Below are 24,816 nucleotides of genomic sequence, written 5' to 3' on the forward strand. Positions count from 1 at the left end.
GCCTAGCCGTTGGGGCGCGTCAACCAGGGGAAGACGCGCCCACGACGGATCTGCGGACTTTGCGCTGTTACATACGCTCGGGGACGGGGACGCCCAGAAGGTCGAGCCCGGTCTCCAGCACCCGCAGGACCAGCGAGCAGAGGGCCAGCCGCCGCTGCCTGGTCTCCGGGTCGACGCCCTCCTTGACCACCGGGCACTCGTCGTAGAACGTGCTGAACAGGCTGGCGGTCTGGAAGAGGAAGGCGCACAGCCGGTGCGGCTCGGACGCGGCGGTGACCTGGGAGATCAGCTCGCCGAAGCCCAGCATGTGGAGGCCGAGCGCGCGCTCGGCGGGCGCGGCCAGCACGAGCGGCCCTGCCGCGTCGGCCGGGTCGACCCCCGCCCTGCGGAAGATGGAGCGGATCCTGGCCGTCGCGTACTGCATGTAGGGGCCGGTGTTGCCGGTGAAGGCGACCATGCGGTCGAGGTCGAAGACGTACTCGCTGTCGTGACTGACCGACAAATCGGCATATTTCACCGCACCCATGCCGACGGCGTGCGCGATCTCCTTGGCCGTGGCCTCGTCGTAGCCCCGCTCGGCGATGGCCGCCTTGGCCCGGTCGACGGCCTCCTGGAGCAGGTCCATCAGCTTGACGGACTCGCCGGAGCGGGTCTTGAACCTGCGCCCGTCCTTGCCCAGCATCATGCCGATCTGGACATGCTCGGGCGAGACCGAGTCGGGCAGCCAGCCCGCCAGCCGCGCCGCGGCGAACACCATCCGGAAGTGCAGCGCCTGATCGGCGCCCACGACATAGAGCATGCGCTCGGCCTTGAGGTCGTGGACGCGGTAGCGGATCGCCGCCATGTCGGTGGTGGCGTAGCCGTAGCCGCCGTCGCTCTTCCTGATGATGAGTGGCAGCGGCTTGTCGTCGGAGCCGGTGAAGCCGGGCGGGAACACGCAGAGCGCGCCCTCGCTGATCACCGCCGTCCCGGTCGCCTCCAGGTCGTCGCACGTCTTCTGCAGCATGGGGTTGTACATGCTCTCGCCGGCGATGTCGGCGTCGGTCAGCGTCACGCCCAGCAGGCTGTAGATCTTGTTGAAGTAGCGGACGGTCGCGTCCATGAACACGTGCCAGAGCCGCAGCGTGTCGGGGTCGCCCGACTGCAGCGTGGTCACCCGCACCCGGGCCCGCTGCCTGAACGCGTCGTCACCGTCGAACTTGGCCCGCGCCGCCTGGTAGAACTCCGTGCCCTGGCCGGCCTCCAGCTGCGCGACCGCGGCCTCCTCGCCGATGTCGAGCAGGTGCTCGATGAGCATGCCGAACGGCGTGCCCCAGTCGCCCAGGTGGTTCTGCCTGATCACGGTGTTGCCGAGATGCTCGTGCAGCCGGGCCAGCGAGTCGCCCACGATCGTGGTGCGCAGGTGCCCGACGTGCATCTCCTTGGCCGCGTTGGGCGCGGAGTAGTCGATCACCACGGTCTGCGACGGCGTGATCGTGCCGACGCCGAGCCGCGGGTCGGCCAGCATCCGCGTGGCCTCGGACTCGATCCACGACCCGTCGAGCGTGATGTTGAGGAATCCGGGGCCGCTGACCTCGACCGTGCCGGGGAAGTCGGACAGCTCCGCCTTGATGGCCTCGGCGACCTCCCGCGGCGCCCGTCGCAGTCGCTTCGCCAGGCTCATCGCGACGTTCGCCTGGAAGTCGGCGAACTGGGACGGCCGGATCAGCGGGTCTGCGTCGGCGTGCTCGGAGCCGAACGCGCGGGCCAGCGCCTGCTGGACGCGCTCGGTGAGCATGATCTGCGGGTCGGTCATGTTCTAAGGGTACCGGCGACCTTGACAGCGACGCTTGTCATTACCGCCGCCACGATCGAGATGCCGACGGCGGTCAGGTCGTCGCCGATGTCACCCGGTTCGAGCGCGAAGAACTGCCTGACGAAGGGGATCGTCAGCCCGATCGCGAACGCCGCCGCCATCGCGCCGACCAGGGCGATCCGCCACCAGTTGAGCGGCCTGGCGATCAACACCAGCACCCACCAGGTGGTGAGGAAGAGCGTGATCACCGCCGACGTCTGGTCCTCGACGAGGGTGGACGTGCCGCTGTGCGCGGCCCAGAACGACACCAGCACCGCCGCCGCGCACAACACCCCGGCCGGTACGGCGAAGCGCAGCACCCTGCGGACGAAGCCGGGCTTCGAGCGTTCGAGCGTGGGCGCGAGCGCGAGGAAGAGCGCGGGGACGCCGATGGTGAGGGCGTTCGTCAGGGTGGAGTGGCGGGGCGCGAACGGGAACATCACCCCGGCCACCCCCACGCACAGCGACAGCACGATGGCGTAGAAGGTCTTGGTGAGGAACAGGTTGGAGACCCGTTCGATGTTGGCCAGCACCCGCCGGCCCTCGCCCACGACGTGCGGCAGCGTGGCGAACCTGTCGTCCAGCAGCACCACCTGAGCCACGGCCTTGGTGGCCGGGCTGCCCGCGCCCATCGCGATGCCGAGGTCGGCGTCCTTCAGCGCCAGCACGTCGTTGACGCCGTCGCCGGTCATGGCCACGGTGTGGCCCCGGGCCTGGAGCGCCCCGACGAACGCGCGCTTCTGCTGGGGGCTGACGCGGCCGAAGACGGTGTGGGAGTCGAGCAGCTCACCCAGCTTGTCCGGGTCGTCGTCGGGGAGGGTCCGCGCGTCCACGGAACGGTGGGCGTCCGGGATGTCCAGGTCGGCGGCGATGGCGGAGACGGCGACCGGGTTGTCGCCGGAGATGACCTTGACGGTGACGCCCTGTCTGGCGAAGTAACGCAGGGTCTCCCGGGCGTCGGGCCTGAGGCGCTGCTTGAACGTGACGAGCGCCACCGGCTCTGCTCCCTCGCCCGCGGGTAAGGCGTTCACGCGGCAGAGCGCGAGCACCCGGGTGCCGGTGGCGGCCAGCTCGGCGGCCCTGTCATAGCCGTCCCCGCCGTCGAGCAGCACGTCGGGAGCTCCCAGCACCCACGCGCCTCGCTCGCCGAAGTCGGCCCCGCTCCACTTGCGCGCCGAGGAGAACGGCACCGTCGTCCCGGCCGTCCACCCGTCTGCCGGGGCCGGGTAGCGGGCCCGTACGGCCTCGGCGGTGGCATTCGGGCGGCTGTCGAGGTGGGCCAGGGCGGCCAGCGCGTCCTCGACCGGCTGGCCGTCGCGCAGGGGCAGCACCTGGTCGAGGTCCATGCCGCCGGCGGTGAGCGTGCCCGTCTTGTCCAGGCAGAGCACGTCCACCCGGGCCAGACCCTCGATCGCGGGCAGCTCCTGGACCAGGCAGTTGTGCCGGCCGAGCCGGATGACGCCGACCGCGAACGCGATCGAGGTCATCAGCACCAGCCCCTCGGGGATCATGGTGACGATGCCCGCGACCGCGCCGGTGATCGCGGTGCCGAAGTCCGCCGAGTGCTTGAGCTGGCTGTAGATCAGCAGGGCGCCGATCGGGACGACCAGCCAGGTGATGTACTTGATGAAGTTCGCCACGCCCTCGCGCAGCTCGGAATGGGCGAGGTGAAATCTGCTCGCCTCTTCGGCCAGCTTCACGGCGTACGCGTCGGTGCCGACCCTCGTGGCCACGAACGCGCCCGCGCCCGCCACCGCGAAGCTGCCCGACAGCACCTGGTCGCCCGGCAGCTTGTGCACGGGGTCGGCCTCGCCGGTCAGCAGCGACTCGTCCACCTCCAGCCCGTCGGACTCGACCATCTCGCCGTCGACCAGCAGGCGATCGCCCGGCCCCAGCAGGACCAGGTCACCCAGCACCACCTGGTGCGGCTGGACCTGCCGCTCCTCGCCGTCGCGCCGTACCCTGACCGGAGCCTCGTTGATCACCGCGAGCTTGTCGAGCGTGCGCTTCGCCCGTAACTCCTGAACGATCCCGATGAGCACGTTGGCCACGATGACCAGCCCGAACAGGCTGTCCTGCCACTCGCCGAAGATCAGGACCAGTGCCCAGAGCACGCCGATGACCAGGTTGAACAGGGTGAAGACGTTCGCCCTGACGATCGCGCTCAGCGATCTGCTCGACCGCCGCGGCACCTGGTTGGCCTTCGCCCCCGCCGCCTGTGCCGAAGTGAGCCCGTGCACCACTGACTCCACATAACCCCCTGTTTCTGTGGATCGGTGCCACCTTACGGGGTTACCAGAGCCTGTGGGAGCGATGTGTGGCGCTCAGCTTGTCGCCGATGCGGGAGACGATTCCGGCCGCGGACAGGTCGGCCGCGAGCTTGCAGGCCGCGCTGATGCCCTCGGCCCTGGACGAGCCGTGGGCGATGACGACGGTGCCGTTCAGGCCCAGCAGCACGGCGCCCCCGTACGCCTCGGGGTCGAGGCGGCGGCGCAGCTCGCGGATGCGCGAGCGCTGCATGGCGGCGCCCAGCCTGGCCAGCCTGCTCTCGTTGACGACCTCCCTGAGCTCGGAGAACGCGTAGCGGACCGCGCCTTCCATGGTCTTCAGCGCCACGTTCCCGGTGAAACCGTCGGTGGTGATCACGTCCGCCTTGCCGGCCAGCAGGTCGTGGCCCTCGACGTTGCCGGTGAAGTTGACGCCGGGTGAGGTCAGGAGGAGCTCGTGGGCACGTTTGACCAGCTTGTTGCCCTTCTCGGCCTCGCTGCCGATCGTGAGCAGCCCGACTCTGGGCGTCTCGATGTGGTACGCCAGCTCGGCGTAGGCCGTCCCCAGATGAGCGAACTGCACCAGCATCTCCGGCTTGACCTCGGCGTTCGCGCCCGCGTCGATGAGCAGGGTGGGCTGGGGGAGGGTGGGGATGGGGACCGCTATGGCCGGTCTGAGCACGCCCTGCTGGCCTTTGAGCCGGAGCCTGCCGGTGGCCACGATCCCCGCCGTGGAGCCCGCGGACACGACCGCGCCGGCGTCGCCGCGGCGTACGAGGTGGCAGGCGACGGCGAGGCTGGAGCGGGGCCGGCGCAGGCTGGCCAGCGCGCCCTCGTCCATGGCCAGGGCCTCCTCGGCCCGTACGATCGGGACTTCCTTGGTGGCGTCGTGGTCGGCGAGCGCCTCGTAGAGCACACGCGGGGAGCCGACGAGCACGACGGACAGGCCGCGCTCGCGCACGGCGTGCACCGCTCCCGCCACGATCTCGTGCGGTGCGTGGTCGCCGCCCATGGCGTCGAGCGCGATGGGCCTGCTGTCGGACAATGATCACCTCGTACGGCATCGAGCCCGCCGGCACGGCTGGGCCGGGACACGGGCTCGGCGTATGTCCGCATCGTAGGCAAGGCAGTAGTCAGGTTAACCGGCGGGTATCAGTGGAGGTTCCAGTCGTCCATCCCGCGCGACACGATCACCTTGGAGAACTTCGACGACCCCGTGACCCGGATCATCGGCCCGTCCGCCTGCGACCCGCCCGTCACGTTGCGCTTGCCGAACACCGAGCTGCCCTCGTCGATCACATGGGCGTTGTCGGGCACGCGCACGATCAGCTTGCTGAACCACGCGTTCGTCTCGATGGTGATCTCGCGTCCGGGCAGCACCGCGTCCGACAGGTCGACGATGAGGGCGCCGAACCGGGCGGACAGCCGGGTGTTGCGGGACGCCACCCACCGCCCCTTACGGACGATCTTGCTGAATTTCGAGTCGATGACCTGCTGCTCGATGGTGGCGGGCACGTTGGACGCGGACACCTCGGGAAGGTCCCGGGTGAGGGGGACGAGCTCGCTCGTCGTCTTCGCCGCGTAGGCGACGTCGAGGCGGTCGGCGTGCTCGACGCTGGTGAGTCTTCCTGTCGCGAGCGCCTCGGCCAGGACCGCGGCCACGCGGTCGCGATCGGCGTCTGAGGCGCGCATGTCCGGATCGTGGGTCACGAGATATCAGTGTATGACGAATCGCGATATGTCGCGAGTGTCCGCAAACCTGAAGGAAAACTTGGAGCCCAGCGGAACCGCTGACGCCGCTGACAGCGTCCGGGTATTAAGAACGGTAGACGCGCGACCGGGTCGTGAGGTTTACATCCGATCGAACAAAAAAGATGGGAACGGCCTAGTGATCTTGAACCAAGCAGGCACGCGACGCTTCAAGGCGTACACGTCCAAGCACCTTGACGAGCTCCTGAAGCGAGCGGGCCTCGACGACGAGGAGCGGCTGAAAGTCCGCGCCGTCGCCACGGTGCTGCCGTTCCGGACCAACGCCTACGTCGTCGATGAACTCATAGATTGGTCGGCCGCGCCCGACGACCCGATGTACCGGCTCGTCTTCCCGCAGAAGGACATGCTGCCCGCCGCCGACGTCGCGCGGCTGGCCGACCTGCTCAAGGCCGAGGCGCCGAACGCCGAGATCCAGGCCGAGGCCAACCGCGTACGTGCGCAGCTCAACCCGCACCCCGCCGGCCAGAAAGAGCTCAACGTCCCGAAGCTGGGCGACGAGCCGGTGCCCGGCATGCAGCACAAGTATTCGGAGACCGCGCTGATCTTCCCCAAGCAGGGGCAGACCTGTCACGCGTACTGCACCTACTGTTTCCGATGGGCGCAGTTCGTCGGTGACGCGGACCTGAAGTTCGCCTCCGACGACATCGAGCAGATGGTGGCCTACATTCGCCGTCATCCCGAGATCACCAGCGTCCTGATCACCGGCGGCGACGCGATGATCATGGGCGAGCCCGTCATCAGACGATATATCGAGCCATTGCTGGATCTGGAGCAAGTGGAGTCGATCAGGATCGGCACCAAGGCGCTGGCCTACTGGCCGCAGCGCTTCACCACCGATCCCGACGCCGACGCCACGCTCGGGCTGTTCGAGGAGGTGGTGAATGCGGGCAAGAACCTCGCGTTCATGGCCCACTTCTCGCACCCGCGCGAGCTGGAGTCGCCGCTCGTCGAGTCGGCGGTCAAGCGCATCCTCGGCAGCGGCGCCACGATCAGGACCCAGGCGCCACTGATCAGGTCCATCAACGACGACCCCGCCGTGTGGTCGCACATGTGGCGGCGGCAGCTGCGGATGGGGATGATCCCCTATTACATGTTCATCGAGCGTGACACCGGGCCGCAGGACTACTTCGCGGTGCCGCTGGCGCGCGCGTACGAGATCTTCAGGGACGCTTACTCGAGTGTCTCGGGGCTCTGCCGCACGGTCCGCGGGCCGTCGATGTCGGCCACGCCGGGCAAGGTGTGCGTCGACGGCGTCACCGAGATCGCGGGGGAGCAGGTGTTCATGCTCCACTTCATCCAGGCGCGCGACCCGTCGCTGGTCGGGCGGCCGTTCTTCGCCCGCTACGACCCGACCGCGGTGTGGCTGACGGACCTGCGCCCGGCGTTCGCCGACCGTTTCCCGTTCGAGCCGGCGGGCGCGCTGCTGCCCGCCTGACCGGCTGCCCGTTCACCGAGAAATCCGCTCTCCCGGCCCGTGGCCTGTGTTTTCGCCACCCCTGTTGTTCACGGGCCGCCGGGGGCGGATTTTTCGTGTGTACCGCCGCCCTCACTCGGTAACCGGCCTGCAAACCCCGGTTACATGGGCATTCATGCGCCTGCGGCCGATCATGGTCGGTGATAGAACTGCTCGCGTAGCTCAGCCGTGACGGTACGTAGCATGTGGTGCCCATAGCGCGCCCGCCACGGCATTCGGGGGTTATCGATTCGCATTTCCACCTCATTCGAGAGCGATCGATCACGAGCCGGGAAGGCAATCATGAATCGACTAGTCAAGACGGCGGCAGCCGTCACAGCATTCGGCCTGGCGGCGGCTCTTGCCGTGCCGGCCCAGGCGGACACCGCCAGGTACGAGCGGCAGGGCAGGGGCACCACCGCGGGAATCCCGATCAGCGGCCTACTGGGCGGCGTGGTCGGCGGGCGCCTGCTGAACGGCATGCTGCAGGGTGCCGCCCAGCCCAAGCCCGACGCCCGCCCGGTGAACCGGAGGCCGGGGGCCGAGCCGGCGAACCACCCGGCCGCCGTACCGGCGAACCGTCAGGACGGCGCACACGCGAACCGGCAGAACGGCGCGCAGGCCAACCGGCAGAACGGCGCGCAGGCCAACCGCCAGAACGTCGTACCCGCGAACCGCCGGAAGCGTGTCATCACGCCGAACGCGGCCGAGGACGTCACCCGGCAGAGCGGTCCGCTGCCCGAGCTGTCGCAGATCGCGAGCGGGCTCCCGCTCGGCGGCGGTGGCCTGACCGAGGCCCTCCCCGTGCCCGTCCTACCGGACGCGGTACGGCTGACGCAGCCGCCGGCGCCCTCGGTGAAGGCCGGCAAGAACGGCGGCGGCCAGGCCGTGACCTCGGGCGGCGCCTACGACGCGCTGACGGGCCTGCTCCGCACCCCCACCGGGGACGTGGTGAACCAGGTCAACAGCGCCGCCCTCCTGCCGGCCACCGGCTCCAGCGTCGCGGACGTGAACCGTACCGCGGCCAGGGCCATGAACAGCACCACCAAGGGCGCCGACTCCCTGTCGGCCGACGGCGTCGTGACCGGCCTCAGCCAGGCGGCCAGGCGCGCGCTGCCGCACGCCAGGAGCGGCCGGCTGTCGCCCGTGATCGGGCAGGTCGCGCCGTCCGAGATGGCGCCGGTCATCGAGGCGCTGCCGGGCGCCACGCACGCCGCCTCCGCGGACGGCCTCACGCCGCTCGCCGAGGACGCCTCCAGCTTCGTCTCCACCAATGCGACCAAGGCCGCCGGCACGTACAGCGACGTGCTGACCGCGCTTGGATGGACCACCGACGCGCTGACGAGCTCGGTGCGGGACTCCTGGATCCGTAACTAGACGCGGATGCAGGCGCCAGAGCGGCGGCTCGCCGAGAGCCGGTGCGACGGTTCGCGGGTGTCCTAGGTGCCGACGCCCGGAGACCGGCCATGCCGGCGACAACGCGGTCCCGTTCGCGCGCCCCAGCTGTTCCCTCGACGTCCTTTCCCTTTCCCGGGCCCGGCGCCGGCGTCCCGGTGCGGCGATCTGTGCGCGTCCGTCTGTACGGCGGTCAGCACCCCGTCCGCCGGCACGACGGTCCGCGCGGTGATCTGTGCGGGTCTGTCCGCACGATGGTCTGCACGCGTCAGTCAGGCGCGCGCCGGCCTGCATGCGCCTGTGGTGCGCAGCAGGCCTGACGTGGCAGGCCGCATGCCGTTGCCGTGGCGCGGTGGTCGATGTGCCGCCGCTCCGGCCAGGCAGGCCGTAAGCCCGTTGCCGGAGCGCGGCGGCCCGAGTGCCGTTCGTTCTGGTGCTGGAGGCCCGGTGCCGCCGTTTCTGGTGCGGCAGGTCGGCGGGGCCGATGGGGAGACGTCGTCACACCGACGCGACAGGCCGACGGGCGCTCGCAGGTGCCAGACGCGCCCGAGGCACTGACGCGCGTGGGTTGAGACCCCGCGAAAGCGGGCGGTCTCATGACGGGCCTGGGCGGACGCGCCCAGCGCCCTGGCTCGTGCACCGCGCCGCCAACTGCAGGGCAGCGGCGCCGCACGAGCCCCGCCGCCGGTCCCATCCTTCTGGGGCCGGCGGCCTTTTCTTGTGGGGTCGGCGACGATCATCGGTACGGTTCCGGCAGGAACCGGTATGGATTGTCCGGTCTGCCGTGTGGTCTGAAGCGCACTCTCGGCACGACGCCCAGCAGGAACTCGGCCACCTCATGGGAGACCAGCGGTGTCTGCTGCCCGTAGACAGTGCTCCAGGACCAGTGGGCCGGCTCGGCCTCGAAGGTCAGCTCGTAGGCGTAGTCGGGGAGGGCCACTTGCCGTCCGCCTTCGGTCGCGCGCGCGGCTCGACCACACACCGCGCAGGGCTCGGGCCCGTACGGGTATGCCGGGCCACCCAGTGCGGCGTCCGACCAGATGAGCAGGGCCCGGCCTCGGCTGTCCACCGGACGCGTCACCAGGCCCTCATCGAGACCGGCCGAGCGCACCGCCTCGACAAGCTCAGAATCGGCCACATAGGCGCGCGGAGCGGGCAGAAAGGTGAGCGGTGTCTTGGCGAGCTTCCGCACGACATTGCTGATCTGGCGGGGCGCGATCTCGGTCGGTGGGGCGACCATGTGGATGGTCAAGCCGCAGCCCTCGCATTGATCGAGGCGCGTCAGCTCGGGCCCCTTCCACACGGTCCACGAGTCTGATGCGATGGAGTACGGCTCCTCAAGGCTTGACGACGGTCGCTGCAACGGCTCCGGACCGCCGGACTCATGAGTATCGGTCACACCGTGCTCGCGTAACCACCGCCGCAGGACCGGGACATCGGCCAGCTCAGCCCAGGGGATGTTCCAGAACACGCGATCCACCGCTCGTAGGCTGGCCGGTCGCGGGGGAGCGCCGGCGGCGTCGACCTGCGCCTCGTCCGCGACGAACTGGTATATCCGCTCGGTCATGGGCTACTCCCCGGTCGTGAGCCGAAACGATCTCACCATGGCAGGCGGACGCCGGTGCGGCGGGCTATCTGGGCCTGCAGCCTGGCCATCTGCCAGTGCAACTCCAGCAGCTGCTCGGCGAGCTGCATCCGGGGAATCTCGGACACGTCCTCGGTGGCCAGGTGGTCGATCGCGGTCGAAAGCTCCACCATCGCGCGCTCCCACTCCATCAGCGACCCTCGGATCGAATTGACGTTCGAATTCTATCGGAACGGCAGGCTCGCTGTCAGTCTTTTGTCACAGGGGTCGCCGGAGTGTCGCACGCAAGATCGAACATGCCAATAGCGCCACCCCCGAGGGTGGCGCTGGTGGAGGGGCGGAGTCAGCCCTTGTTGTAGGCGGCGATGACTTCCTTCGGGTCGCCGTCCATCTTGATCTTGCCCTTGTGCAGCCAGATGACGCGGTTGCAGGTCTCCTCGATGACCTTGAGGTCGTGGGCCACGAGGAAGACCGTGCCGGCGGACTCGCGGATCTGGCGGATGCGCTCCTCGCTCTTCTTGCGGAACTCGCGGTCGCCCGTGGCCAGGGCCTCGTCGATGAGGAGGACGTCGTGGGTCTTGGCCGAGGAGATGGCGAAGCGGAGGCGGGCGCCCATGCCGGAGGAGTAGGTGGACATGGGCAGCTGGACGAACTCGTCGATGCCGGAGAAGTCGACGATCTCCTGGTATTTCTCGCGGACCTCGGCAGGCGTCATGCCCATGGCGTAACAGCCGAGGATGATGTTGCGCTCGCCGGTCAGCTCGCGCATGAGGGCCGCGTTGACACCGAGCAGCGAGGGCTGGCCGTCGGTGTAGACGGCGCCCTCGTGCGGGGGGAGCAGACCCGCGATGGCACGCAGCAGCGTGGACTTGCCCGAGCCGTTGCGGCCCACGATGCCGATGGCGTCGCCGTGGTAGGCCACGAACGTGACGCCCTTGACCGCGTGGACCTCTTTCATCTGCGGCCGGCCCTGGCGCTTGAGCAGGCGCGTGAGGGCGTTGACCGCGTTGCCCTTCTCGACGTCCGAGGCCGCGCCGTAGACGCGGTAGACGATGTGGAGGTCGTCGACGATGACGGTCGGAGTGCCCGTGGGGACGTCGATCGGCGACTTGCCCTGGGGCTCCGGATTGGGATGCACCCTCACATCCTTGCCGGGAACGGCGGGCTTCTCGCCCTTCACCTGTGACAGCTCCTTGGTCAGTTCAGCCACGCCCGTACCTCTCCTCGGACCGCCAGAAGTACCAGAAGCCGAAGCCAAGCGTGAACACCGCCCAGAATACGCAAGACACCAACACCATCGTCGGCGGGTGGTGGCCGAACTGACGGTTGTGGGACGAGATGAGGATCTCCCGCATCCATTCGATGAAGGAAGCGGTGGGGTTGAGATACATCACGTCGGCGACCCACTGGGGCAGCTTGGCGGAGTGCACCACCTTGTCCTGGATGGAGAAGAAGACGCCCGAGGCGTAGAGCCAGAAGCGGGTGATGAACGGCAGCAACTGGTTGAGATCGCGCATCTGGGCGCCCAGCCGGGCGACGACCAGACCCACACCCACGTTGAACATCGTCTGGAGCAGCAGCACCACCGGCACCATGAGCCAGAACCAGGTGGGCCACTCGCCGGTGATCGTCACGATCACGAGGAGCACGCCCATGGAGATGGCGAGCTGCTGCAGCTCCTGGATCGTGTAGGCAAGGGGCAGCGACGCCCTGGGGAAGTGCAGGGCCCGGATCATCGAGAGGTTGCCCGAGATCGACTTGGCGCCCGCGGTGACGGTCCGCTGCGTGTAGGTGAAGACGAACATGCCGGTCAGGAGGAAGGCCGGGTAGTTCGTGATGCCGTTCTTGCCGCCGAGGATGACGCCGAACATCACGTAGTAGATCGCCGCGTTGAGCAGGGGTGTCAGCACCTGCCACAGCTGGCCGAGCGCCGAGCTCGAGTATTTCGAGACGTTGCGCGAGGTCGCGTACGTGAGGATGAAGTGACGCCGCTCCCAGAGCTGGCGCATGTAGACAGGAAACCTCGGCCGCGCGATGGCACGGCGAAGCCCGTATCTCTTGGCGAGCTTGGCCAGCGGCTCCTGCCCGCTTCGGCCGCCCGCCTGGGCGTCCGCGACAGCGGATTCCGGCTGGCTCATGGCAAGGACTCTATTGGATCCAGGTCGGTGGGGTGCCTGTCACGCGGGTTGGCGACAGACAGTTGGACGGAGTCTCGCGGCGCCGGGTTCCCAAAGCGCCGTCAAGACCTGCTCAACCGTAGCCCAGCGAGCCGAGGTGTGGTGGCAAGGGCACGACCACTCTCCGATAGGGGGTAATTTTCATCGACTGTTCACGTCCAGGCTGTGCCGGTTGCATGATCTTTGTACGGTTTAACGCTTCCTGCACTGAATGTCTGTGACGCTGGATTGGCACACGTGTGACCGAACTGCAACGCGCCAGAGACTCCCTGGTGGCAAGTAGTAAGGGATAGTCGCGATCGACTGGCAGGGCGTCGGCTGGTTTGACCATGTCAGCCAAACCCGGGGGGATACCAGGACCCCCCGTCAGGCTGCTCACGATCACCGCAGCTCAGCGCTTACGCCCACCTGTAGAGGGAGGAATTCTTTCACCATGCGTGTTACTAAGGGCGCACAGATCGTCGCCGGTACCGCGCTGCTCGCCCTCGCGGTTGCCGCGTGTGGCGGCGGTGCCTCTGACAGTGGCGGGACTGCCTCCGGCGGCGGCGAAACGCCTGTCCGCATGGAAGTCGGTGAGCCCCAGGAGCTCCTGAACCCCCAGAACACGACGGAGACCGAGGGTTCCGAGGTCCTCGCCGCGGTGTTCTCGCCTCTCGTGCGCTACGACGAGAACAAGCAGCCAGTCGAGGAGGCCGCCGAGTCGATCACCACGTCGGACAGCAAGGTCTGGACGATCAAGCTCAAGTCCGGCTACACGTGGCACGACGGCACGCCGGTGACCGCCGCGGACTACGCCCGTGCGTGGAACTACGCGGCCTACCAGGACAACGCCATGGCCTCGTCCTACTTCTTCGGCCGTGTCGAGGGCTACGCCGACGTGCACCCGGGTGAGGGCAAGACGCCGACGGCCAAGGAGATGAAGGGTCTCAAGGCCGTCGACGACCTTACGCTCGAGGTCACGCTCTCGGCGCCGTTCTCGCAGTTCAAGACGATGCTCGGCTACACCGCGTTCTACCCGCTGCCGAAGGCGGCCTTCGGCGCCGACGGCAAGGTGACCCAGGCCTACGGCGAGCAGCCGATCGGCCAGGGCCTGTTCAAGGTCGACAAGCCCTACAAGAAGGGCACCGACCAGACCATCGACATGACGGTCTACGACAAGTTCCCGGGTGCCAAGCCGAAGAACTGGAAGAAGCTCCAGTTCAAGATCTACACCAGCGCCGAGACCGCGTACAACGACCTGCAGGCCGAGAACCTCGACGTCGACGACTCGCTGCCCGCCTCGGCGATCGCCAGCGCCAAGGCCGCTCTGGGTGACCGCTACTTCGACGAGCCCGACGCCGCTGTCGGCTACATCGGCGTGCCGCTGAAGTACAACCCCGAGTTCAAGAACCCGGACGTCCGCAAGGCCATCTCGATGGCCATCGACAGGAAGACCATCACCGAGACGGTCTTCTCGGGCACCCGCGCACCCGCCGACGACTTCATCAACCCGGCCATCCCCGGTTACCGCCAGGGCGCGTGCACCTCGTGCACGTACAACCCGGCCGAGGCCAAGAAGCTGTACGACTCGGCCGGCGGCCCGAAGAAGATCGAGCTGGGCTACAACGCCGACGGTGGCCACAAGGAGTGGATCGAGGCTGTCGCCAACAACCTCCGCGCCAACCTGAACATCGAGGTCACGCCGAAGCCGTTCGAGAAGTTCCAGGGCATCCTGGACGCTCTCGACTCCAAGGAGTACAAGGGCCTGTTCCGTATGGGCTGGTCCATCGACTACCCGTCGGCTGAGAACTACCTGACCCCGATCTTCGGCACCGGCTCCATCGGCACCGGTTCGAACTACGGTGGCTACTCGAACAAGGACTTCGACGAGCTGGTGGCCAAGGGCGACCAGGCCGCCGACCCCGCCGAGGGCCTGAAGTTCTACCAGCAGGCGGACGACATCCTGGTCAAGGATCTGCCGTACATCCCGGTCTACTTCTACCGGAGCAACTTCGGTCACTCCACCAAGGTCAAGAACGTCAAGCTCAACCTGCTCAACCAGGTTCAGTGGGCGGACATCGAGAAGGCCTGACGTCATTCGCGGGGTGGACGGTCCTTGCCGTCCACCCGTCGAAGGGCTGAGCTTGGAGGCAGCCACCCGAGCCGGGTGAACCACGGGCTCCGGGGGCTGCCTCCAAGTCATGTACCGGAGGGCTTCAATGGGCCGTTATGTCATCAGGCGTCTGATTCAGGCGATACCCGTCCTGCTCGGCGCCACCCTACTCATCTTTGTGATCGTCTTCGCGCTGCCCGGTGATCCCATCGCGGGGCTCTTCGGAGACAAGCGCCCGGACGCCGCGGTGGCGGAGGTCCTGCGCGAGCAGTATCACCTCAACGATCCACTGCTGCTGCAGTACTGGTACTACATCAGCGGTGTGCTCTTCCGAGGCGACTTCGGTGTGAACTTCGCCGACGTGCCCGTGTCCCAGCTCATGGCGGGCAAGTTCCAGGTCACCCTGAACCTCGCCCTGACCGCCCTCGTCATGGAGGCGGCCATCGGCGTCGGCCTGGGACTGTGGGCGGCGCTGCGCCGGGGCAAGGCCATCGACACCGCCATCCTCGCCTCCACGCTGCTGCTGATCTCGGTGCCCACGCTGGTGACCGGCTTCGTGCTCCAGCTGGTCCTGGGGGTGAAGCTCAAGCAGTGGACAGGGATGGACATATTCCCGGTGGCGGGCACGTTCGCGGGCTACCGCAGCTACCTGCTGCCGGGCTTCGTACTCGCGGGTACGTCGATCGCGTACCTGACCAGGCTCACCAGGACCAGCCTGGCGGAGACGCTGAGAGCCGACTACATCCGCACGGCCACGGCCAAGGGCCTGTCGAGACGGCGCGTCATCGGCAGACACGGGTTGCGTAACGCGCTGATCCCGCTGGTCACCTATCTGGGCGCCGACCTCGGCAACCTGATGGGCGGCGCGGTGATCACCGAGACGATCTTCAATCTGCCGGGGATCGGGAATCAGCTCTTCAACAGCGTCCACTTGCGAGAACAACCAGTTGTCGTGGGTATCGTGACCGTCCTGGTGCTGATCTACATCCTGGCCAACCTGGTCGTCGACCTGTTGTACGCCGTGCTCGACCCGAGGATCCGCTATGAGTAACCCAACCCCGCCGCTGGGGCCCGGACTCCCGGAGACGCAGAGCCTGATCACCGACACGGTCACCGCTCCGGCGCCGGCACAGCAGGGCAAGAAGGCCAAGGAAGGCAAGCCGGCCAGCCTGTGGACCGACGCCTGGTACGACCTCAGGCGCCGGCCGATGTTCATCATCTCGGCGATCATCATCCTGATCCTGCTGGTCATGTCGTTCTGGCCGTCGCTGTTCACCTCGATCGACCCGTTCAACGCCAGGACCTGCGACCTGGCCACGGCCAGGCAGGTGCCGAGCGCCGGCCACCTGTTCGGCCGGGACAGCCTGGGCTGTGACGTGTACGCCAGGGCGATCTACGGCGCCCGCAACTCGATCCTGATCGGCGTGTTCACCACGATCATCACGACGGTCCTCGGCGGCCTGCTCGGCATCGTGGCCGGTTACCGCAGCGGCGTGGTGGACACCGTGACCTCGCGGGTCACCGAGATCTTCTTCGCCATCCCCCCGATCCTCGGCGCGCTGCTCATCGGCGCCACCTTCCGCGGCAAGGTCAACAGCATCTTGCTGGTCATCCTCGCGCTGGCGGTGCTCGGCTGGCCGATGACGTTCCGCATCATGCGGGCGGCCGTGATCACGGCGAAGAGCCAGGACTTCGTGGTCGCGGCCAGGGCGCTGGGAGCGGGAGCGGGGCGGATCATGTTCCGCCACCTGCTGCCGAACTCGCTGGCGCCGGTCATCGTCGTGGCCACGATCAACCTGGGTGGCTTCATCGCGGCCGAGGCCGCGCTGTCGTTCCTGGGCGTGGGCGTGGCGTCGCCGGACATCTCCTGGGGCCTCATGATCGCCGACGCGCGAGACCGGTTCCTGGAGGCGCCGCTGCCGCTGGTGTTCCCGGCCGCGTTCCTCTGCATCACGGTGCTCGCGTTCATCATGATGGGCGACGCCGTACGCGACGCTCTCGATCCGAAGCTCAGGTAGAAGGGGGGATTCAAGTGAAGAAGACGTCAGCAGACGTGTTGCCTGGGCCCACCGAGCGAGTGCTGGGCGACGAGCCACTGCTCGCGGTCGACAACCTGCACGTGGAGTTCCACACGCGCCAGGGGGCCGTGCACGCGGTGAACGGCGTGAGCTACACGGTCTCCCCCGGTGAGACGCTCGCCGTGCTGGGCGAGTCGGGTTCGGGCAAGTCCGTGACCGCTCAGGCGATCATGGGCATCCTGGACGTGCCGCCGGCGGTCATCCCCAAGGGGGAGATCCGCTTCAGGGGCACCGACCTGCTCAGGCTGTCGGAAGAGGCGCGCACGCAGGTGCGCGGCCAGCGCATCGCGATGATCTTCCAGGACGCGCTGTCCGCGCTCAACCCGGTGTTCACCGTGGGCTGGCAGATCAGCGAGATGTTCCGGGTGCACCGGGGCATGTCCAAGGGCGACGCCATGAAGAAGGCCGTCGAGCTGATGGACCGCGTGCGCATCCCGGCCGCCAGGCAGCGCGTGAACGACTATCCGCACCAGTTCTCCGGGGGCATGCGGCAGCGCATCATGATCGCCATGTCGATCGCGCTGGACCCCGAGGTGCTGATCGCGGACGAGCCGACCACGGCGCTCGACGTGACCGTCCAGGCGCAGATCATGGAACTCCTGGCCGAGCTGCAGCGCGAGAGCCAGATGGGCCTGATCCTGATCACGCACGACCTCGGCGTCGTGGCCGACGTGGCCGACAAGATCGCCGTCATGTACGCGGGGCGCATCGTGGAGAACGCCCCCGTGCACGACATCTACAAGGCGCCCGCCCACCCGTACACGAAGGGCCTGCTCGAGTCGATCCCCCGGGTCGACCACAAAGGCCAGGACCTGTACGCGATCAAGGGCCTGCCGCCCAACCTGCTCGACCTGCCGAGCGGTTGCGCGTTCCATCCCCGGTGCCCGTACCGGCAGGACGACTGCGTGACCGACGTCCCCCCGCTCCACGAGATCAGCGGCACCCGAGGCAGCGCGTGCCACTACTGGAGGGAGGTCCTCGATGGCGATCGGTGAGCGCATCCTCGAGGTACGTGACCTGGTCAAGCACTTCCCGCTGACCCAGGGCATCGTCTTCAAGCGGCAGATCGGCGCGATCAAGGCCGTCGACGGCGTCTCGTTCGACCTGCACAAGGGCGAGACGCTGGGCATCGTGGGCGAGTCGGGCTGCGGCAAGTCCACCCTCGCCAAGGTGCTGATGGCGCTGGAGCGGCCGACCTCCGGCTCCGTGCTGATCAACGGCCGCGACATCGGCAAGGCCAAGGGCGGCGAGCTCAAGCGGATGCGCCGCAACATCCAGATGGTGATGCAGGACCCGTACACCTCGCTGAACCCCCGGATGACCGTCGGCGACATCATCGGCGAGCCGTACGAGATCCACACCGAGGTGGCGCCCCGGGGCGACCGCCGCAAGAAGGTGCAGGAGCTGCTGGAGGTCGTCGGGCTCAACCCCGACCACGTCAACCGCTACCCGCACCAGTTCTCCGGAGGGCAGCGGCAGCGCATCGGCATCGCCCGAGGGCTGGCGCTCCAGCCGGAGATCATCGTCTGTGACGAGCCGGTGTCCGCCCTGGACGTGTCCATCCAGGCGCAGGTGATCAACCTGCTCGAGCGGCTGCAGAACGAGTTCAACCTGGCGTACATCTTCATCGCCCATGACCTGTCGGTGGTGCGGCACATCTCCGACCGGGTGGGCGTGATGTACCTCGGCAAGTTCGTGGAGCTCGGCAAGGACACCGAGATCTACGACCGGCCGGCGCACCCGTACACGCAGGCGCTGCTGTCGGCGGTGCCGGTGCCGGACCCGGACGGACGGGAGCAGCGGGAGCGGATCATCCTGCAGGGCGACCCGCCGTCCCCGGCCAACCCGCCGTCGGGCTGCCGCTTCCGTACCCGGTGCTGGAAGGCGCAGGAGATCTGCGCCCAGGAGGAGCCGCTGCTGCAGGTGCGGCCGGGGACCGCGCACGAGAGCGCCTGCCACTTCGCGGAGACGCACGACGTCGTGCACGTGGGCTGACCTGCTCTTTCACGGCCCTCCGAGGAGTGTCTCCTCGGAGGGCCTTCGCGTCATGTGGTGACGATCAGGGCGGATCCGTGGCCGAAGAGGCCCTGGTTGGCGGCGAGGCCGACGCGGGCGTTCGCGACCTGGCGCGGGCCCGCCGCGCCCCGCAGCTGGAGGGTCAGCTCGCAGAGCTGGGCGATCGCCTGGGCGGGGATCGCCTCGCCGAAGGAGGCCAGGCCGCCCGAGGGGTTGACCGGGATCCGGCCGCCCAATCCCGTCTCCCCGTCGTGCAGGAGCTTGGTGGACTCGCCGGGTGAACAGAGGCCGATGTCCTCCATCCAGTCGAGCTCCAGCGCCGTGGAGAGGTCGTACACCTCCGCCAGAGAGACGTCCTCCGGGCCGATGCCCGCCTCCTCGTAGGCCGCGTGCGCGATCGCGGCTCTGAAGGGCCTTTCAGGGGCGGGCACGGCGACGCAGGAGTCGGTGGCGAAGTTCGGCAGTTCCAGGACCGTGTTGGGGAAGGTCGGGGTGACGGTGGACACGGCGGCCACGCGTACCGGGCGGGACAGGCCCCGCCGGCGGGCGTACGACTCGGAGGCCAGCACCACCGCCGCGCCCCCGTCCGAGGTGGCGCAGATGTCCATCAGGCGCAGGGGGTCGGCGACCATGGGGGAGGCCAGCACCTCCTCGGCGGTGACGGTCCTGCGATAGCGGGCCATGGGGTTGAGCGATCCGGCCAGCGCGTTCTTGACCTTGACGGCGGCGAAGTCGGCGGGCGTCGAGCCGTACAGGGCCATGCGCCTGCGGGCGTAGAGGGCGAAGTACGCGGGATTCGTGGCGCCCAGCAGCCGGAAGCGCTGCCAGTCCGGGTCGTCCGGGCGGTCTCCGCCGACCGGCTTGAAGAAGCCCTTCGGGGTCGAGTCCGCCCCCACCACCAGCGCCACGTCGCACAGGCCCGCCAGGATGCGGGTACGGGCGATCTCGACCGCCTGGGCGCCCGAGGCGCAGGCCGCGTAGCAGGACGCGACCCTGGCGCCCGACCAGCCCAGCGCCTGGGCGTACGAGGCTCCCGCGATGAAGCCCGGGTAGCCGTTCCTGATCGTGTCGGCCCCGACCACGAACTCCACGTCGGTCCACGCCACCCCGGCGTCGCGCAGGGCCGCGCGGGCCGCCGCCACCCCGTACTCGAGGAAGGGCCGGCCCCACTTGCCCCACGGATGCATCCCGACGCCCAGCACGACGACACTCATGAAGCCCGCCCCCACATCCACACCAGCGGCCCGTCGGCCAGCGGCCCGGAGGTGAGCTCCAGCTCCATGCCTACCTCGAGCTCGGCCGCCGTGAGGCCCTTGACCTGCCCGAGCACCACGATGCCCACCTCGTCGAGCTCCACCGCGGCCAGCGTCACCGGCACGTACGGCTCCGCCGTGACGTAGGGCGCCGGGGGCGGGTAGCACGCGTTCGTGTACGACCACACCCTCCCGCGACGGGGGAGCCGGACCGTCTCCATCGACGTCTCCTCGCAGCGTGGGTTGGGGCAGAGGGTGCCGCGGGGCGGGAAGCAGACGGTCCCGCACGCGGCGCACCTGGTGCCCAGGAGGAAGACGCCGTCGTCGTCGATGGCGAACCAGCCCTCGATCGCAAACGTCATAGTCCGGAGTATCGCACAAGCGCTTGCTAGGGCGGGAGGGTCCCCATGCGGGTCAGGTGCGGCGTCTGCGGTGGCGTGTGATCACATGTGCCGACATCGCCGCCATGATCAGCAGCATGCCCGCCACCACCGGCCCTCTGGAGGCGGGTGACGGGCCGTTGCCGAAGTACGGGCCGGGGCGGGGGAGGGGCGGCGCGGGCACGTCCAGGCGGTCGGCCTCCCGCAGGGCGAGCAGCGCGTCGGCCACCCCGTGCCCGTAGGCGGGGCTGTAGCCGTCCGCGGGGCGCCTGCGGGTGCCGAGTTCGATCGCCATCCGCACGTGGTACGGCGACATGTCCGGATGCGCCGCCTTGATCAGGGCCGCGATGCCCGCCACCATGGCCGCCGCCGAGCTGGTGCCGTCGCTCACCACGTACGAGTCGTCCCCGTCCGCCGTGACGATCTCCGCGCCGGGGGCGACCACCGAGAGGTAGTCCTGGCGGTTGGAGAACCGGGCCACGTTCAGCGACCGGTCCACCGCCCCGACGGCGATCACCCCGGGGTAGGCGGCGGGGAAGTTCTTCCTGTTGGCCGATTCGCCGTCGTTGCCCGACGACGCCACCAGCACCGCCCCCTTGGCGATGGCGTACTGGACGGCCTCCTCCTCCAACGCCGAGCCCTCCCAGGCGCCGCTGCCGCCGCCCAGCGACATGCTGATCACGTCGGCGCCGTGGTCGACCGCGTACCGGATGCCCCTGGCCAGCGCGTCGTGCCCGCGAGAGCGCTGCTGCACGCGCAGCGGGTCGCCGTTCTCCAGCGTGACCCTGATGGACAGCACCTTGGCCGCGGGCGCCACCCCGATGACGCCGCCCCTGCGCTCGTCGCCGTGCCCGCGACCGGCGATCAGGCCGGCCATGGCGGTGCCGTGCCGCCCCCAGAGGCCCTTGGCGGCGCCGGTCAGGTCGGGGCCCTCGATCACGGCGCCGCGCAGGTCGGGGTGGCGGCCGTTCACGCCGGTGTCGAGCACGGCCACGACCACGCCCTCGCCCCTGCTCGACCGCCACGCCTCGGGCAGCCGCAGCGCGGCGAGCTGCCACTGCCCGGCCCGCGCGGCCTCGCCCACGTCGTCGAAGCCCACGTCGTCGGAGGCGCTCGCCGGGGCGATGCCGACCACCAGCGCGGCCACCAGGGCGGGCACGAGGAGCCGGCTCATCGGGTCAGCGCCCGGTACAGCGCCGTCGCGAGCTGGCGCGCGGTGTCGCGCAGCCGCGGCAGGACCCGGTCACCCGGCTGGTACGGTCGGCCGTCGGTGTATCCCGCGGCCGTCGCCACCAGGTAGTTCTCATGTGACCCGACCACCACGCCGGTGAAGTACTGGCGCTCGCCGAACCGCTCCGCGGGCCCACGGGGAAAGGCCAGCGGCCGCACGGTCGCGAGCCGCCCCGCGCGGTAGGACTCGGACCAGGGCCTGTCGAGCACGGCGATGCCCACGGTGGCGACGAACGTCTGGGTGCTGTCGGCGTACGTGGCGCGCAGGGCCACGCGGCAGCCGCGTCGTAAGGCGGCGGGCTGGAACGCCGTCCGGCAGGGCGCTTCCGGCGCGACCCCGGCCAGCACGTACGTGACCCGGGCCCCCGACGGGCTGAGGCCGGGCACGGTCTCGGGAAAGATCTGTGACACCGGCCAGGCGCGCCAGCGCTCTGACACCGGCGGCTCCGGCAGTGGCCAGATCACGGACAGTATGGAGAGCAGCACAACGGACAGCTGGAACACGTCGACCTCGAGCGGGAGATCTCGGGAGGGGAGGTTGCCCGCGTGTGCATTCTGACACGTGTCCGGAGGTCATTTGGTAAACAGACCGATACGCGGAGTAATTCCGATCTGCGAAGTTTCGCGCTAAGGAGTGGGAGAAAGTCGGACGTGTGCGCCAGGTGGGAGCCCCAGCCGCTGCGCCGCGTCGCCGGAATTGATCGCGATCGCGACCAGCCCCGCCGCGTCCGCGAACGCCACCAGCTCCCCGGGCGGCACCGCCGCGAACGTCTCCCGATACGGCAGCGCGAGCTGCCGCCTGCCCAGCCACACCCCGAGCGTGTCGCCCACCCGCACGCCCAGCGCGTGCAGGTCGCCGGCCGCGATCGAGAGCTGGGTGTTGCCGTAGCGGTCCACCGAGACGACCTCGCCCTCCACCGAACCGTCCCGCAGCAGCGAGGTCGGCACGGGCAGTGAGACCAGCCTGCCGACCGGCACCTCGGGCCCCAGCTCGCATGGTCTCAGCCCGCCGTACAGCCGCCCCGCGACCGGCGAGAACACGTCGCGCCCGTGAAAGGTCGGGGAGACCGGCCGCAGGAAGTGCTCATCGTTGCTGAGCTCGTATGCCGTCTCGGCGCCGCCGCTGGCGCGCACCGCCCACGACAGCAGCCCGTTGTCGGGACCGATGAACACCCGGCCGCCCGCCTCGACGGCCACCGCGCGTCTGGCGCCGCCCGCGCTCGGATCGACCGCGCCGATGTGGATGCCCTGGGGGAGGTACGGAATGGTCTGGGCGAGAATCGCCGCACCGCGCCGTACGTCTCCCGAGGGGACCAGGTGACACACGTCGATCACGCGTGCTTCGGGCGCGATCCCGGCGATCACACCGTGACACGCCGCCACATAACCATCGTCGAGCCCGTAGTCGGTGAGGAGTGTGATGACTGAGGTCACATTTCGTGACTGTACGTCTCCCAATCCGCCGTGAACAGCCGCACTCGGCACATTACGATTGGGACGGGCCGCATGCGTGCATCGACCCAAGCCCCTTTCGAGGAGGACACCATGGGAGCACCGCTCAGCGGTGACAATGCTGCCCAGGAACCGTCCCGCCAACCACTCTCAGAACGCGACATCGAGCTCCTCGCCTTCGAGCGCCAGTGGTGGCGTTACGCGGGCGCCAAGGAGCAGGCCATCAAGGAGAGCTTCGGGTTCTCCGCCACGCGCTATTACCAGTTGCTCGGTGAATTGATCGACAGACCGGAGGCGCTCGAGCACGATCCCATGCTGGTCAAGAGGCTGCGCAGGTTACGGTCCAGCCGCCAGCGTGACCGTGCGGCCAGGAGGCTCGGCATGCGTCCCTGATCGGCTGGGTACGGCAGCCGCGTGAGGAACATCCCTGGAATGGAAGCGATCTTGAGCGATCCGGCAGGCGCCGTGATCGGGCTCGACTTCGACGGCACGCTGTCGCCGATCGTGCCCGACCCCGCCAAGGCCGTGATCCACCCGAAGGCCCCCGAGGTGCTCGCCGCGCTGGGTGCCCACGTCCTGGCGGTCGCCATCGTGACCGGCAGGCCGCCGGCCACCGCGCTGGAGCTCGGCCCCGGCCTGGCCGACGTGCCCGGGCTGGTCGTGCTCGGGCACTACGGCTTCGAGCGCTGGGAGAACGGCCGGATCTCCGGCCCCCCGCCCCCTGCGGGCGTGCTCCGGGCGGAGGCGGAGCTGCCGCTGCTGCTCGACAAGCTCGCCCTGGAGGGCGTGACCGTGGAGGACAAGGTCCGGGCCGTGGCCGTGCACACCAGGCGCAGCCCCGACCCCGAGGGGGCGCTGGCCAGGCTGCGCGAGCCGCTGGCCGAGCTGGCAGAGAAGCACGACCTGGTGGTCGAGCCCGGGCGCTTCGTGCTGGAGCTGCGGCCGCCCGGCATGGACAAGGGGCAGGCGCTCAGCCTGTTCCTGGCCGAGCGGGCGGCGAGGTCCGTCATGTTCGTCGGCGACGACCTGGGCGACCTGGCCGCGTTCGCGGCCGTACGCGCGTCCGGGCTGCCCGGTGTGACCGTGTGCAGCGGCTCCGCCGAGGTCACCGCCCTGGCCGAGCAGGCCGACATCGTGGTGGAAGGGCCCGACGGAGTGGTGGCCCTGCTGCACGAACTGGCGTCCGCTTTCAGCCGTTCGTGATTGGTTTGCAAGTCCCGATCTCTAGGGTCGGGCACATGTTCAAGCGATATCTCGCCGCCTCGGCCGTGGCCGCGGCCACCCTCCTCGCCGCCGCCGTGCCCGCGAACGCCGCGACCGCGCAGCCGCTCAAGCTGCGTAACGGCCTGACCCTCTACATCCCCATCCAGTGGAAGGTCTACGGCACCGGCACCGACGCGGTCCAGGTCGTGACCGGCAAGTGCGCCAAGCCTCAGGGCTGGGGCTCGTCCAAGTGTGACGCGTTCTACGTCTTCGGCCCCAAGTACATCAAGCGCGGCGCCGAGGGATTCGGGCCCTACACCGGCAAGAACCCCTTCTACACGGCCAGCGACGTGCAGCCCTGCCCGTTCAACCCGAAGTGGGGCGAGATCATCGGCCCGAAGGTGACGAGAGGCCTGCGCCAGGTCGGGGAGGGGCACAAGGCCACGTACAACGCGTGGCGGTCCACGTGCCGCTCCTACTCCGGCAACAAGGTGTACACGCACTTCACGCAGCGCGAGTGGTACCTGGCGAAGAGCAAGATCCTGGTCGTCGACCAGTGGAACACGCCGGGCCTGGCCGACACGCTCAAGAACGCCGACTGGAGCTGAGGCGCGCGCCAGATCCCAGCGAG

At 69.0% G+C, this 24,816-nt stretch carries 23 protein-coding genes; 10 read left to right on the forward strand and 13 right to left on the reverse strand.

The features are described from left to right. Nucleotides 1–67: 67 nt before the first annotated feature. From argS to AB0J64_RS02375, 4 genes are all read right to left on the reverse strand, one after another. Nucleotides 68–1,795, reverse strand: a complete 1,728-nt coding sequence (gene argS / locus AB0J64_RS02360; protein WP_364019324.1) for an arginine--tRNA ligase — start codon at nucleotides 1,793–1,795, stop codon at nucleotides 68–70. Continuing rightward, nucleotides 1,792–4,074 carry an HAD-IC family P-type ATPase gene (locus AB0J64_RS02365; RefSeq protein ID WP_364019327.1) on the reverse strand — a complete coding sequence of 761 codons (2,283 nt, stop codon included), beginning with the start codon at nucleotides 4,072–4,074 and terminating at the stop codon, nucleotides 1,792–1,794. The genes argS and AB0J64_RS02365 overlap by 4 nt, the downstream gene beginning before the upstream one ends. Nucleotides 4,075–4,126: 52 nt before the next feature. Beyond that, entirely contained in the window at nucleotides 4,127–5,146 is a 1,020-nt protein-coding gene (plsX, locus tag AB0J64_RS02370) for a phosphate acyltransferase PlsX (RefSeq protein ID WP_364019330.1), read from the reverse strand. A gap of 107 nt (nucleotides 5,147–5,253) precedes the next feature. Beyond that, nucleotides 5,254–5,793 carry a DUF1707 domain-containing protein gene (locus AB0J64_RS02375; RefSeq protein WP_364019333.1) on the reverse strand — a complete coding sequence of 180 codons (540 nt, stop codon included), beginning with the start codon at nucleotides 5,791–5,793 and terminating at the stop codon, nucleotides 5,254–5,256. Nucleotides 5,794–5,989: 196 nt separating this feature from the next. On the opposite strand from AB0J64_RS02375, the gene AB0J64_RS02380 reads away from it, so the two are divergent. Both AB0J64_RS02380 and AB0J64_RS02385 read left to right on the forward strand, forming a co-directional pair. Next, nucleotides 5,990–7,306 carry a lysine 2,3-aminomutase gene (locus AB0J64_RS02380; protein WP_364019335.1) on the forward strand — a complete coding sequence of 439 codons (1,317 nt, stop codon included), beginning with the start codon at nucleotides 5,990–5,992 and terminating at the stop codon, nucleotides 7,304–7,306. Between the two features lie 321 nt (nucleotides 7,307–7,627). Then, a complete protein-coding gene (locus AB0J64_RS02385; RefSeq protein WP_364019338.1) occupies nucleotides 7,628–8,701 on the forward strand; it encodes a hypothetical protein in 1,074 nt (357 codons plus the stop codon). A gap of 754 nt (nucleotides 8,702–9,455) precedes the next feature. Here the strand turns inward: AB0J64_RS02385 and AB0J64_RS02390 are convergent. The 4 genes from AB0J64_RS02390 to AB0J64_RS02405 all read right to left on the reverse strand — a co-directional run bounded on the left by AB0J64_RS02390 (nucleotide 9,456) and on the right by AB0J64_RS02405 (nucleotide 12,442). Continuing rightward, nucleotides 9,456–10,286, reverse strand: a complete 831-nt coding sequence (locus AB0J64_RS02390; protein ID WP_364019341.1) for a hypothetical protein — start codon at nucleotides 10,284–10,286, stop codon at nucleotides 9,456–9,458. A 32-nt stretch (nucleotides 10,287–10,318) separates the two neighbouring features. Then, nucleotides 10,319–10,477, reverse strand: coding sequence for a hypothetical protein (locus AB0J64_RS02395; RefSeq protein ID WP_364019344.1), 159 nt, complete (start codon nucleotides 10,475–10,477; stop codon nucleotides 10,319–10,321). A 170-nt stretch (nucleotides 10,478–10,647) separates the two neighbouring features. Further along, on the reverse strand, nucleotides 10,648–11,514 hold the full coding sequence (locus tag AB0J64_RS02400) for an ABC transporter ATP-binding protein (RefSeq protein WP_364019347.1): 867 nt from the start codon (nucleotides 11,512–11,514) through the stop codon (nucleotides 10,648–10,650). Further along, the gene (locus AB0J64_RS02405; protein WP_364019350.1) at nucleotides 11,507–12,442 is read right to left on the reverse strand and encodes an ABC transporter permease; all 936 of its coding nucleotides are present in this window, start codon (nucleotides 12,440–12,442) and stop codon (nucleotides 11,507–11,509) included. Before AB0J64_RS02405 ends, AB0J64_RS02400 begins: the two co-directional genes overlap by 8 nt. A 601-nt stretch (nucleotides 12,443–13,043) precedes the next feature. Between AB0J64_RS02405 and AB0J64_RS02410 the strand changes: the two genes are divergently transcribed. The 5 genes from AB0J64_RS02410 (at nucleotide 13,044) to AB0J64_RS02430 (ending at nucleotide 18,646) form a co-directional block, all read left to right on the forward strand. After that, on the forward strand, nucleotides 13,044–14,552 hold the full coding sequence (locus tag AB0J64_RS02410; RefSeq protein ID WP_364019353.1) for an ABC transporter substrate-binding protein: 1,509 nt from the start codon (nucleotides 13,044–13,046) through the stop codon (nucleotides 14,550–14,552). A gap of 127 nt (nucleotides 14,553–14,679) precedes the next feature. Further along, nucleotides 14,680–15,624: an ABC transporter permease gene (locus tag AB0J64_RS02415; protein ID WP_364019356.1), complete on the forward strand. Its 945-nt coding sequence runs from the start codon at nucleotides 14,680–14,682 to the stop codon at nucleotides 15,622–15,624. Beyond that, nucleotides 15,617–16,591, forward strand: coding sequence for an ABC transporter permease (locus AB0J64_RS02420; protein WP_364019359.1), 975 nt, complete (start codon nucleotides 15,617–15,619; stop codon nucleotides 16,589–16,591). Before AB0J64_RS02415 ends, AB0J64_RS02420 begins: the two co-directional genes overlap by 8 nt. 14 nt (nucleotides 16,592–16,605) lie before the next feature. Then, nucleotides 16,606–17,646 carry an ABC transporter ATP-binding protein gene (locus tag AB0J64_RS02425; protein WP_364019362.1) on the forward strand — a complete coding sequence of 347 codons (1,041 nt, stop codon included), beginning with the start codon at nucleotides 16,606–16,608 and terminating at the stop codon, nucleotides 17,644–17,646. Continuing rightward, nucleotides 17,633–18,646 carry a dipeptide ABC transporter ATP-binding protein gene (locus tag AB0J64_RS02430; protein ID WP_364019365.1) on the forward strand — a complete coding sequence of 338 codons (1,014 nt, stop codon included), beginning with the start codon at nucleotides 17,633–17,635 and terminating at the stop codon, nucleotides 18,644–18,646. The genes AB0J64_RS02425 and AB0J64_RS02430 overlap by 14 nt, the downstream gene beginning before the upstream one ends. A 50-nt stretch (nucleotides 18,647–18,696) precedes the next feature. Here AB0J64_RS02430 and AB0J64_RS02435 read toward each other — a convergent pair whose 3' ends face one another. From AB0J64_RS02435 to AB0J64_RS02455, 5 genes are all read right to left on the reverse strand, one after another. Continuing rightward, nucleotides 18,697–19,881: a lipid-transfer protein gene (locus AB0J64_RS02435; protein WP_364019367.1), complete on the reverse strand. Its 1,185-nt coding sequence runs from the start codon at nucleotides 19,879–19,881 to the stop codon at nucleotides 18,697–18,699. Beyond that, nucleotides 19,878–20,282 carry an OB-fold domain-containing protein gene (locus AB0J64_RS02440; RefSeq protein WP_364019370.1) on the reverse strand — a complete coding sequence of 135 codons (405 nt, stop codon included), beginning with the start codon at nucleotides 20,280–20,282 and terminating at the stop codon, nucleotides 19,878–19,880. Before AB0J64_RS02440 ends, AB0J64_RS02435 begins: the two co-directional genes overlap by 4 nt. Nucleotides 20,283–20,334: 52 nt before the next feature. Further along, nucleotides 20,335–21,474, reverse strand: coding sequence for a S8 family serine peptidase (locus AB0J64_RS02445; protein WP_364019373.1), 1,140 nt, complete (start codon nucleotides 21,472–21,474; stop codon nucleotides 20,335–20,337). After that, nucleotides 21,471–21,995, reverse strand: a complete 525-nt coding sequence (locus tag AB0J64_RS02450) for a hypothetical protein (protein ID WP_364019376.1) — start codon at nucleotides 21,993–21,995, stop codon at nucleotides 21,471–21,473. The genes AB0J64_RS02445 and AB0J64_RS02450 overlap by 4 nt, the downstream gene beginning before the upstream one ends. A 162-nt stretch (nucleotides 21,996–22,157) precedes the next feature. Continuing rightward, entirely contained in the window at nucleotides 22,158–22,964 is an 807-nt protein-coding gene (locus AB0J64_RS02455; RefSeq protein ID WP_364019378.1) for an SAM-dependent chlorinase/fluorinase, read from the reverse strand. A 111-nt stretch (nucleotides 22,965–23,075) separates the two neighbouring features. Between AB0J64_RS02455 and AB0J64_RS02460 the strand changes: the two genes are divergently transcribed. Genes AB0J64_RS02460 through AB0J64_RS02470 form a run of 3 tightly spaced genes read left to right on the forward strand, consistent with a single transcriptional unit; the run spans nucleotide 23,076 to nucleotide 24,793 of the window. Then, nucleotides 23,076–23,375 carry a DUF3263 domain-containing protein gene (locus AB0J64_RS02460; protein WP_345001405.1) on the forward strand — a complete coding sequence of 100 codons (300 nt, stop codon included), beginning with the start codon at nucleotides 23,076–23,078 and terminating at the stop codon, nucleotides 23,373–23,375. Between the two features lie 39 nt (nucleotides 23,376–23,414). Further along, nucleotides 23,415–24,185, forward strand: coding sequence for a trehalose-phosphatase (gene otsB, locus AB0J64_RS02465; RefSeq protein ID WP_364019382.1), 771 nt, complete (start codon nucleotides 23,415–23,417; stop codon nucleotides 24,183–24,185). A 35-nt stretch (nucleotides 24,186–24,220) separates the two neighbouring features. Continuing rightward, a complete protein-coding gene (locus tag AB0J64_RS02470; RefSeq protein ID WP_364019385.1) occupies nucleotides 24,221–24,793 on the forward strand; it encodes a hypothetical protein in 573 nt (190 codons plus the stop codon). Nucleotides 24,794–24,816: the final 23 nt, after the last annotated feature.

It is taken from the genome of Nonomuraea sp. NPDC049695 (genome assembly GCF_040674955.1).
Taxonomy (GTDB): domain Bacteria; phylum Actinomycetota; class Actinomycetes; order Streptosporangiales; family Streptosporangiaceae; genus Nonomuraea; species Nonomuraea helvata.